The following is an 11,009-nucleotide window of genomic DNA, read 5'->3' as shown; positions in this document are numbered from 1 at the left end:
GTCCGCTCAGCCCAGGTGGTCCCGCAGGAACGCGATGTCGTCCTTGCGGCCCTCGTCGGAGGTCTCGCAGATCACCGGCGCTTCGGCCGCACGCACCACCGCGACGAGCAGCTGCGGGTCGATCTGACCCATGCCGAAGTTGGCGTGCCGGTCGGCGCCCGAGCCGGAGGCGTCGCGGGAGTCGTTGCAGTGCACCAGATCGATTCGTCCGGTGATCGCCTTGATCCGCTCGACGGCGTCGATCAACGCCTCGCCCGCCGCCCAGGCGTGGCACGTGTCGAGGCAGAAGCCGATGCCCATGTCGCCGATGCGGTCCCACAGCCGGGCGATGGTGTCGAAGTGCCGGGCCATCGCGTGATCGCCGCCCGCGGTGTTCTCCAGGTACACCGGCATGTCGGTCTGCAGCGCGTCGAGCGCCTTGACCCAGCGCTCGAAACCGGCCTCGGTGTCCTTGTCGTCGGCGTGCCCACCGTGCACGATCACCGCGGTGGCGCCGACCTCGGTCGCTGCATCGCACGTGTCCTGCAGGATCTTTCGCGACGGGATGCGCACCCGGTTGTTGGCCGACGCCACGTTGATCAGGTACGGCGCGTGCACGTACAGCGGGGTCGACGACGCCTTGAGCGCCGCCGCGTCCTCCCGCGGTTTCGGCTTCTTCCAGCTCTGCGGGTCGCCGAGGAAGAACTGGACGACGTCGGCGTCCTCGGCGGCCGCGGCCGCCAGCGGGTCGTCGTTGTGCACATGCGAGCCGATCAACACGCCGCCCAGTCTAGGGCGGGTCGCCGACACCGTCGCCGGCCCCGGTGACACCCCACCAATGAGAAAGGGCCCCCGCTCGAAAGCGGGGGCCCTCCTCGTCGAACTAGCGGTCGTCGCTACCGGTAGTCGCTGAAACCGTAGTCGTCCAGCGGCACCGCAGCGCCCGACGCCTGACCGAAGTCCGGGCTGTAGTACTGATCCTCGTAGGACGGGATCGTGTACGCGGCGGCCCGAGCCTCCTCGGTCGGCTGCACCTGGATGTTCCGGTACCGGTCGATGCCGGTGCCGGCCGGGATCAGCTTGCCGATGATCACGTTCTCCTTCAGACCCTGCAGCTTGTCGCTGCGGCAGTTGATCGCCGCATCGGTCAGCACGCGGGTGGTCTCCTGGAACGACGCCGCCGACAGCCACGAATCGGTGGCCAGCGATGCCTTCGTGATGCCCATCAGCACCGGGCGTCCGGCGGCGGGCTCGCCACCTTCGGCCACGACGCGACGGTTCTCCGACTCGAACTCCGCACGCTCGGTCAGCGAGCCGGGCAGGAACTCCGTCGAGCCCGAGTCGATGATCGTGACGCGACGCAGCATCTGCCGGACGATGACCTCGATGTGCTTGTCGTGGATCGACACACCCTGGGCGCGGTAGACCTCCTGCACCTCGTTGACGAGGTGCTGCTGGACGCTCCGCTGACCCTGCACGCGGAGAACCTCGTGCGGGTTGGCCGAACCCTCCATCAGCTGCTGGCCGACCTCGACGTGGTCACCGTCGGCCAGGAGGCGTTCGCTGCCATCGTCGTGCTTGAACACCTTCAGGCGCTGGCGGCGAGAGATCTTGTCGTAGACCACTTCCTCGCCACCGTCGTCCGGCACGATCGTGATCTTGTAGAACTTGTCGCTCTCCTCCAGCCGGATCCGGCCCGAGACGTCCGCGATCGGCGCGGTGTTGCGCGGCACGCGGGCCTCGAACAGCTCCTGCACACGGGGCAGACCACCGACGATGTCGGCGCCGCCCGTGACGCCACCCTGGTGGAAGGTACGCATGGTCAGCTGCGTACCGGGCTCACCGATGGACTGCGCGGCGACGATGCCGACGGCCTCGCCGATGTCGACGAGCTTGCCCGTCGCCATCGAGCGGCCGTAGCACATCGCGCAGACGCCGGCCGCGCTGGCGCACGTGAGCACCGAACGCACCCGCACCTGCGAGATCCCCGCCGCGAGCAGCGCGTCGATCGCCGGGTCGCCCAGGTCGTGGCCACGCTCGACGATCACGGTGCCGTTCTCGTCGACCGCGTCACTGGCCAGGGTGCGGGCGAACGCCGCGGTCTCGACGTGCGCGTCCCGGATCAGGGCGCCGGTGGCGTCCTGCTCGGCGAGCGTGACGGCGATGCCGCGCTCGGTGTCGCAGTCGGTCTCGCGGACGATGACGTCCTGGCTGACGTCCACCAGACGACGGGTCAGGTAACCCGAGTCGGCGGTACGCAGCGCGGTGTCGGCCAGACCCTTGCGGGCACCGTGGGTGTTGATGAAGTACTCCAGCACCGTCAGGCCCTCGCGGAACGAGGACTTGATCGGACGCGGGATGTACTCGCCCTTCGGGTTGGTCACCAGACCCTTCATGCCTGCGAGCGTGCGGGTCTGGGTCAGGTTGCCCGTGGCACCGGACTTCACGATCGTGATGATCGGGTTGTCGGACGGGTAGTACGCCTCGAGCGCCTCACCGACCTCTTCGGTGGCCTTCTGCCAGATCTTGACCAGCTCGCCGTTGCGCTCCTCGTGGTTGAGCTTGCCGCGCTGGTACTGCTTCTCGATCGAGTCGGCCTCGGCCTCGTGCCGCTCCAGGATCTCCTGCTTCTGCGGCGGCACCAGCACGTCGGCCATCGACACGGTGACACCCGAGCGGGTCGCCCAGTAGAAGCCGGCGTCCTTGAGCTTGTCGACGGTCTGCGCCACGACGATCATCGGGTAGCGCTCGGCCAGGTCGTTGATGATCCGGGCCTGGACCTTCTTGTGCATCTGCTCGTCGACGAACGGGTAGCCCTTCGGCAGCAGCTCGTTGAACAGCACGCGACCCAGCGTGGTCTCGGCGGTCCAGGCGTCGCCCGGCTTCCAGCCCTCGTCGCCGAACAGCTCGGCTTCCTTGGCGGCCGACGGACGCAGGTGCGTCAGGCGCACCTTGATCTTCGCCCGCACCGACAGCGCACCCAGGTCGCGGGCCATGATGGCCTCGGCCGGGCTGCTGTAGACGCCCTCCTCCGGAGCATCCTTGGCGGCCGGCGTGTACTCGCCCGTGTCGCCCTCGATGAGGGTGGTCAGGTAGTACAGGCCCGTCACCATGTCCAGACGCGGCATGGCCAGCGGCTTGCCGGACGCCGGGGACAGGATGTTGTTGGACGACAGCATCAGGATGCGCGCCTCGGCCTGCGCCTCCGCGCTCAGCGGAAGGTGCACGGCCATCTGGTCACCGTCGAAGTCCGCGTTGAACGCCTCGCAGACCAGCGGGTGCAGCTGGATGGCCTTGCCCTCGACCAGCTGCGGCTCGAAGGCCTGGATGCCCAGGCGGTGCAGCGTCGGTGCGCGGTTCAGCAGCACCGGGTGCTCGGCGATGACCTCTTCGAGGACGTCCCACACCTGCGGACGCTGACGCTCCACCATGCGCTTGGCGCTCTTGATGTTCTGCGCGTGGTTCAGGTCGACCAGACGCTTCATCACGAACGGCTTGAACAGCTCGAGCGCCATCAGCTTCGGCAGACCGCACTGGTGCAGCTTGAGCTGCGGGCCGACGACGATGACCGAACGGCCCGAGTAGTCGACGCGCTTGCCGAGCAGGTTCTGGCGGAACCGGCCCTGCTTGCCCTTGAGCAGATCGGACAGCGACTTGAGCGGACGGTTGCCCGGTCCGGTGACCGGACGGCCGCGGCGGCCGTTGTCGAACAGCGCGTCCACCGACTCCTGCAGCATGCGCTTCTCGTTGTTGACAATGATCTCGGGCGCGCCGAGGTCGATCAGTCGCTTCAACCGGTTGTTGCGGTTGATCACGCGGCGGTACAGGTCGTTCAGGTCGCTCGTCGCGAAGCGGCCACCATCGAGCTGCACCATCGGGCGCAGCTCCGGCGGGATCACCGGGACGGCGTCGAGCACCATGCCGAGCGGCGAGTTGCCGGACTGCTGGAACGCCGCGACGACCTTGAGCCGCTTGAGCGCACGGAGCTTCTTCTGCCCCTTGCCGTTCTTGATGGTGTCGCGCAGCGACTCCGCCTCGGCCTCGATGTCGAAGGTCTCGATGAGCTTCTTGATCGACTCCGCACCCATGGCGCCGGTGAAGTACTCGCCGTAGCGGTCCTGCAGCTCGCGGTAGAGCACCTCGTCGACGATCAGCTGCTTGGGAGCCAGCTTGGTGAACGTCGTCCAGATCTCGTCGAGCCGGTCCAGCTCGCGCTGGGCCCGGTCCCGGAGCTGACGCATCTCGCGCTCGCCACCGTCGCGCACCTTGCGCCGCACGTCGCTCTTGGCGCCGTCGCGCTCCAGCTCGGCCAGGTCGGCCTCGAGCTTCTGGCTCCGCTCGGCCAGGTCCAGGTCACGCTGGTCCTCGACGGCCTTCTTCTCGACGACCATCTCGGCCTCGAGCGTCGACAGCTCGTTGTGCCGCATCTCGTTGTCCACGTCGGTGATGACGTAGGCCGCGAAGTAGATGATCTTCTCGAGATCCTTGGGCGCCAGGTCGAGCAGGTAGCCGAGCCGGCTGGGCACGCCCTTGAAGTACCAGATGTGCGTGACCGGCGCGGCCAGCTCGATGTGGCCCATCCGCTCGCGGCGCACCTTGGCGCGAGTGACCTCGACGCCGCAGCGCTCGCAGACGATGCCCTTGAAGCGGACGCGCTTGTACTTGCCGCAGTAGCACTCCCAGTCGCGAGTCGGTCCGAAGATCTTCTCGCAGAACAGGCCGTCCTTCTCCGGCTTCAGCGTGCGGTAGTTGATGGTCTCCGGCTTCTTGACCTCGCCGTAGGACCAGTTGCGGATGTCGTCCGCGGTCGCCAGACCGATGCGGAGTTCATCGAAGAAGTTGACGTCTAGCACGTAACTCCCTTTCCCCTTGCGGGATTTTGGAACTAACTATCTATGGCTGGACGGAGGCTGGCCGCGACCTCGATGAGGTCAGGCCAGGTCCTCGACCGACGGAGACTCGTTGCGGGACAGATTGATTCCGAGGTTCGCCGCAGCGCGCTCCAGGTCCTCGTCGTCGGTGTCGCGCATCTCGATCGCGGTGCCCTCGCTGGAGAGCACCTCGACGTTGAGGCACAGCGACTGGAGTTCCTTGAGCAGAACCTTGAACGACTCGGGGATGCCCGGCTCGGGGATGTTCTCGCCCTTGACGATTGCCTCGTAGACCTTGACGCGGCCGACGGTGTCGTCGGACTTGATCGTCAAGAGCTCCTGCAGCGTGTACGCCGCGCCGTAGGCCTGCATGGCCCAGCACTCCATCTCACCGAACCGCTGACCACCGAACTGCGCCTTACCACCGAGCGGCTGCTGGGTGATCATCGAGTACGGACCGGTCGAGCGGGCGTGGATCTTGTCGTCCACCAGGTGGTGCAGCTTCAGGATGTACATGTAGCCGACCGTCACCGGGTACGGGAACGGCTCGCCACTACGTCCGTCGAACAGCTGCGACTTGCCGTCCGCGTCGACCATCACGTCGCCGTCGCGGTTCGGAAGCGTCGAGCCCAGCAGGCCCTGCAGCTCGTTCTCGCGCGCACCGTCGAACACCGGGGTGGAGACGATGCTGTCGGCGGGCGCCGAGAGCATGTGCTCGGGCATGTTGCCCGCCCACTCCGGGGTGCCGTTCGCGACGTCGACGTTCCAGCCGGCCTTGGCCACCCACCCGAGGTGGGTCTCCAGGATCTGGCCGATGTTCATACGACGCGGGACACCGTGGGTGTTCAGGATGATGTCGACCGGCGTGCCGTCGGGCATGAAGGGCATGTCCTCGACGGGCAGGATCTTGCCGATGACGCCCTTGTTGCCGTGGCGTCCGGCGAGCTTGTCGCCGTCGGAGATCTTGCGCTTCTGAGCCACGTAGACGCGGACCAGCTCGTTCACGCCGGCGGGCAGCTCGTCGTCGTCCTCGCGGGAGAACACCCGGACGCCGATGACCTTGCCGGACTCACCGTGGGGCACCTTGAGCGACGTGTCGCGGACCTCGCGGGCCTTCTCGCCGAAGATGGCACGCAGCAGGCGCTCCTCCGGAGTCAGCTCCGTCTCGCCCTTCGGCGTGACCTTGCCGACCAGGATGTCGCCGTCGCGGACCTCCGCGCCGATGCGGACGATGCCGCGCTCGTCGAGGTCGGCCAGCACCTCGTCGGAGACGTTCGGGATGTCCCGGGTGATCTCCTCGGCGCCCAGCTTCGTGTCACGCGCATCGATCTCGTGCTCCTCGATGTGGATGGACGTCAGGACGTCCTCCTCCACCAGGCGCTGCGAGAGGATGATCGCGTCCTCGTAGTTGTGGCCCTCCCACGGCATGACGGCGACGAGCAGGTTCTTGCCCAGCGCCATCTCACCGTTCTCGGTGCACGGACCGTCGGCGATCACCTGACCGGCCTCGACCCGCTGACCCGAGTCCACGATCGGGCGCTGGTTGGCGCACGTGCCGTGGTTGGAGCGGGCGAACTTGCGCATCCGGTAGGTGTGCCGGCTGCCGTCGTCGGCCATCACGGTGACGTAGTCGGCGGAGACCTCCTCGACCACGCCGGCCTTGGCGGACACCACCACGTCGCCGGCGTCGATCGCGGCACGCAGCTCCATGCCGGTGCCGACCAGCGGCGCCTCGCTGCGCACCAGCGGAACCGCCTGGCGCTGCATGTTGGCACCCATCAGGGCGCGGTTGGCGTCGTCGTGCTCGAGGAACGGGATCATCGCCGTCGCGACCGACACCATCTGGCGCGGCGAGACGTCCATGTAGTCGACCTCGCCGGACGACACGTACTCGACCTCGCCACCCTTGCGGCGGACCAGGATGCGGTCCTCGGTGAAGCGGCCGGTCCCATCCAGCGGCGAGTTGGCCTGCGCCACGACGTGGCGGTCCTCCTCGTCGGCGGTCAGATGCACGATCTCGTCGGTGACGACGCCGTCGACGACCTTGCGGTACGGGGTCTCGATGAAGCCGAACGGGTTGACCCGCGCGTACACCGACAGCGAGCCGATCAGACCGATGTTCGGACCCTCGGGGGTCTCGATCGGGCACATGCGGCCGTAGTGGCTGGCGTGCACGTCACGGACCTCGAGGCCGGCGCGCTCACGGGACAGACCGCCGGGGCCCAGCGCCGACAGGCGGCGCTTGTGGGTCAGACCCGACAGCGGGTTGTTCTGGTCCATGAACTGCGACAGCTGGCTGGTGCCGAAGAACTCCTTGATCGCCGCCACGACGGGACGGATGTTGATCAGGGTCTGCGGCGTGATCGCCTCGACGTCCTGCGTGGTCATGCGCTCGCGGACCACGCGCTCCATGCGGGACAGGCCCACGCGGATCTGGTTCTGGATCAGCTCGCCGACGGTACGCAGACGACGGTTGCCGAAGTGGTCGATGTCGTCCACCTCGACCGGCACCTCGACGCCGCCGGGGGCGGTCATCATCGGGGTCTGGTCCGGCGGCGCCTCGTGCAGGCGCACCAGGTACTCGATGGTGGCCGCGATGTCCTCCGGCGTCAGCGTGGAGCTGGTGATCGGGGCATCGGGGTTGAGACCGAGCTTCTTGTTGACCTTGTAGCGGCCGACGCGGGCGAGGTCGTAGCGCTTCTCCTTGAAGAACAGGTTCTCCAGCAGGGTCTGCGCGGACTCCTTGGTCGGCGGCTCGCCCGGACGCAGCTTCCGGTAGATGTCCAGCAGCGCCTCGTCGGGACCCGCGGTGCTGTCCTTCTCGAGCGTGCTCATCATGATCTCGGAGAAGCCGAAGCGCTCCACGATCTGCTCGTTGGTCCAGCCGAGCGCCTTCAGCAGCACGGTGACCGGCTGGCGGCGCTTGCGGTCGATGCGCACGCCGACGGTGGCGCGCTTGTCGACGTCGAACTCGAGCCAGGCGCCGCGGCCCGGGATGACCTTCACGCTGGTGAGGTCGTTCTCGGTGGCCTTGTCCTTCGTCTTGTCGAAGTACACGCCCGGCGAACGGACCAGTTGGCTCACGACGACACGCTCGGTGCCGTTGATGATGAAGGTGCCCTTCTCGGTCATCATCGGGAAGTCACCCATGAAGACCGTCTGGCTCTTGATCTCGCCGCTCTCGGCGTTCATGAACTCCGCGGTGACGAACAGCGGCGCCGCGTAGGTCTGGTCCTTCTCCTTGCAGTCGTCGACCGAGGCCTTCACCTCGTCGAAGCGCGGATCGGAGAAGGTCAGCGACAGGTTGCCCGCGAAGTCCTCGATCGGCGACAGCTCCTCGAGCACCTCTTCGAGGCCGCCCTTGGGGCTGGGCTCGCCACGCTCGATGGCCTTCTGACGCCACGCCTCGGACCCGATGAGCCACTCGAACGAGTCGGTCTGAACGTCGAGAAGCCCCGGAACCTCGAGGGGTTCGCGGAGCTTGGCGAAGGAGACTCGGTTGGGTGCTCCGGGAACGGAGTTGTTGTTGTCGACTGACTTGCTCTGGCTAGAGACTGCCAAGATGCGTCCTTCCAGCACCTCATGCGACTATCGATGCCGGAGAACCGGACCGTGGCCGCTCATCTGCGTCGGTTCGGCTGACTGAAACCGACCAACTCGAACACACGGCACACGTCGAGGTCGCTGAGTAGAACTCAGGCCAGTCGGTGTCAGGTGCGAGTGAGGTGGGCAGGATGCAGCCAGCGCAACGTCCAACGATAGCGCAGCGCGGCGCATTCCTCAACATGGCATGCAGCGGCTCCGAGATGCTGGCTGGCATCCTCCGACCAATCACACATGCTGCCCAACAGAGTGGCCCCTGCAGCCCCTTCCGTCAAGACTTAAGGCCCTGTTGCCTGTGGAGTGTCGCCGCAAACCCCTCGGGTCGACTTCGGTGCGTGGCCGCTGGGGTCAGAGAACTGCGACGAGCGGCGACGCGCCCGCGGTGACCTCGCGCTCGGCGGCCGGCTGCGCGGTGCGGGTGATCGGCCCCGTGACGCCCGCGACCGACGCCCGGTCGAGCAGTTCGCGGTACAGCTGAGCGGACACCGTCCGCGTGCGGCTGAGCAGGAAGCCGCTGCCACCGCTCGAGTCGGTCACCACGGCCCATCGGTAATCGGGCGCCAGGTCGACGATCCAGTAGTTGCCCGGCGGCGTGGCCGACGGCGGCCCGAAGAAGGTCACGTTCAGCTTGGCGTTGGTGGCGTCCACCGGCAGCGCCGTGCCGACGATGCGGACCGGCGGTCCTCCGTCGACGAGGACGTCGCCGGAGTTCTCGACGCGGATGGAGCCGTCGGGGTTGGCGTCGTAGCGCGCGGTCGTGTTCACCAGGCCGAACGAGAAGAACTGCTTGACGCTGCCCACCTCGTACCAGGTGCCGAGATAGGACGCGACGTCCACCACCGGCGGCGGCCCGAGCACGACGCCGGCCGCCTGGCCGAGCGTGACGTACTGACCGGGCTGGCCGTAGGTGCCGTACACGCCGTCGGCCGGCCCGCGGCCGGCGTACATGTCGTTGATCCATCCGGTGGCCAGCGTGTACACCGCCTGCGTGTTGCCGGGCGGCGAGGGCCTGATGAGCAGCTGGCTGACGAAGTCCACGATCGGCGACCCGCCGATCAGCGAGTCCACGTGCGACCCGTTGGCCAGCACCGTCCCCACGAAGGCGCCGGGGCGCACGGCGACGAGATCCTTGGTGGTCTGACCGAAGGCGTTCCACGGCTGTGGCGGCGCGGCGATCTGGTACACCGGGATGTTCCGGGCCGTCAGGCGGGTCACCGCGTCGGCGAAGGTGCCGTTGGACGACACCCCGTCGAACATCACCACGCCGAGGAGCCGGCCATCGTTCGGCGGCACGGCGTCGACGTAGAAGCCGCCGGCGGCCGTGGCGAGGCCGCCGCCGGCCGAGTGCCCCGCGAGGACGAAGCTTTCGGGAAGCACGCCGTGGTAGCCCGCTGCGGCGGCGCTCGCGGTCAACGCGGCGCGATCCGGATCGGCGAACAGCGTCGCCACGCCCTGCTGCAGAGCCGACGAGTTCAGCGTGCAGCCACCACAGGTGAAGAAGCCGAAGGAGGGGACGTCGGTCACGACGACGACGCTGTTGGTCTGCTGGGCCAACTGCTGCGCGAGCGCGGAGTACCAGGTCCGCGAGCCGAGGAAGCCGTGCTGCAGCCAGGTCACGCCCTGCGCGCGCACCGTGCCGTCGGCCTGGGTGGGGAAGTACCAGTCGGCGCCGCCGGTGTAGGTCGACGACCCGACCGGGATCGCCACGCTGGAACTGCCGACCACGACGCCGGTGACGCCCGCGGTGGCCGACGTGCCGGGCTGCGGTTGCACGGGAAGCCCGACGACGTCGACGGGCACCGGCGGGCCGTTCGGCAGCAGGCCGAAGATCGACAGGATGCTGATGATCGCCGTCGCCACGGGGCCCGGTGCGGGCCGGGCGGACGCGGTCGGCGCGGCCGCGGGTGCCGCGGCGGCGGACCGGGCGGCCGTGGCAGTCGTGGCGGCCACGGTGATGACGTCGACGGGCTCGGATGCGGCGACCGCGGCGGGCGCAGCGTCGCCGGGCTCGGCGGCGTGCTGGGTGGCCGGCACGTGCTCCTCGGCGGCGACGGGTGCGATGACCGGCTTCTCGGCCGGTGGCGCGGCGTCGGGTTCGGTGACGGGCTCGGCATCCACGCCGGCCGCCGGGGTGCTCGAGGACGTCGAGGTTTCGGCGTCGTCGCGGCGCACGGTGACGGTGGCGGCGCTGACCGCCGTCGTCGGCCCGTCGACGCGGGCCGACGCCTCGCTCGCCACTCCCCCGCGGCCGGCCTCCGCGGACGCCGGTGACGCTGCCGGTTCTGCAGGCCCCGCACCCGAAGACTCCGAACCCGAAGGAGTGGCGGACACAATGCTCGACGAGACAGTCGCCGGCGACGCTCCTGCTGCCGACGCCCCTGCTGCCGATGCTCCCGGTGACGACCCGACCGACGATCCCGCGGACGTCGATTTCGAATCCGAGGACGCCGATGACCCACCGCCCTCGTCGGCGGCGGCGACCCCGTGTCCGGCGCCGAGCGCGATGCAGCCTCCGGCGACCACGGTCGCCAACCCGTAGAGCCCCCGTCTGGACCA

General features: G+C 68.4%; 5 protein-coding genes. 1 reads left to right on the top strand and 4 read right to left on the bottom strand.

The genetic code is table 11. The annotated features are described in order from the left end of the window. Positions 1-6: 6 nt before the first annotated feature. The 4 genes from FZ046_RS11205 to FZ046_RS11190 all read right to left on the bottom strand — a co-directional run bounded on the left by FZ046_RS11205 (position 7) and on the right by FZ046_RS11190 (position 10,691). Entirely contained in the window at positions 7-759 is a 753-nt protein-coding gene (locus FZ046_RS11205) for a deoxyribonuclease IV (protein WP_070352563.1), read from the bottom strand. Positions 760-875: 116 nt separating this feature from the next. Beyond that, positions 876-4,832: a DNA-directed RNA polymerase subunit beta' gene (locus FZ046_RS11200; RefSeq protein ID WP_070352564.1), complete on the bottom strand. Its 3,957-nt coding sequence runs from the start codon at positions 4,830-4,832 to the stop codon at positions 876-878. 78 nt (positions 4,833-4,910) lie between these two features. After that, positions 4,911-8,429, bottom strand: coding sequence for a DNA-directed RNA polymerase subunit beta (gene rpoB / locus FZ046_RS11195; protein WP_070352565.1), 3,519 nt, complete (start codon positions 8,427-8,429; stop codon positions 4,911-4,913). 372 nt (positions 8,430-8,801) lie between these two features. Beyond that, positions 8,802-10,691, bottom strand: coding sequence for a lipocalin family protein (locus tag FZ046_RS11190; protein WP_246182965.1), 1,890 nt, complete (start codon positions 10,689-10,691; stop codon positions 8,802-8,804). Between the two features lie 94 nt (positions 10,692-10,785). On the opposite strand from FZ046_RS11190, the gene FZ046_RS27850 reads away from it, so the two are divergent. After that, positions 10,786-10,992, top strand: coding sequence for a hypothetical protein (locus FZ046_RS27850; RefSeq protein WP_070351363.1), 207 nt, complete (start codon positions 10,786-10,788; stop codon positions 10,990-10,992). Positions 10,993-11,009 lie beyond the last annotated feature (17 nt).

The organism is Mycolicibacterium grossiae (genome assembly GCF_008329645.1).
Classification (GTDB): Bacteria; Actinomycetota; Actinomycetes; order Mycobacteriales; family Mycobacteriaceae; genus Mycobacterium; species Mycobacterium grossiae.
The sequence above is the reverse complement of the archived record's forward strand: the minus strand, read 5'-3'. Positions and strand labels throughout refer to the sequence as shown.

Excerpts from the sequence above, each read along its gene's own strand:
- FZ046_RS27850 (WP_070351363.1), top strand. The coding sequence starts at position 10,786 with ATGCTCGACGAGACAGTCGCCGGCGACGCTCCTGCTGCCGACGCCCCT.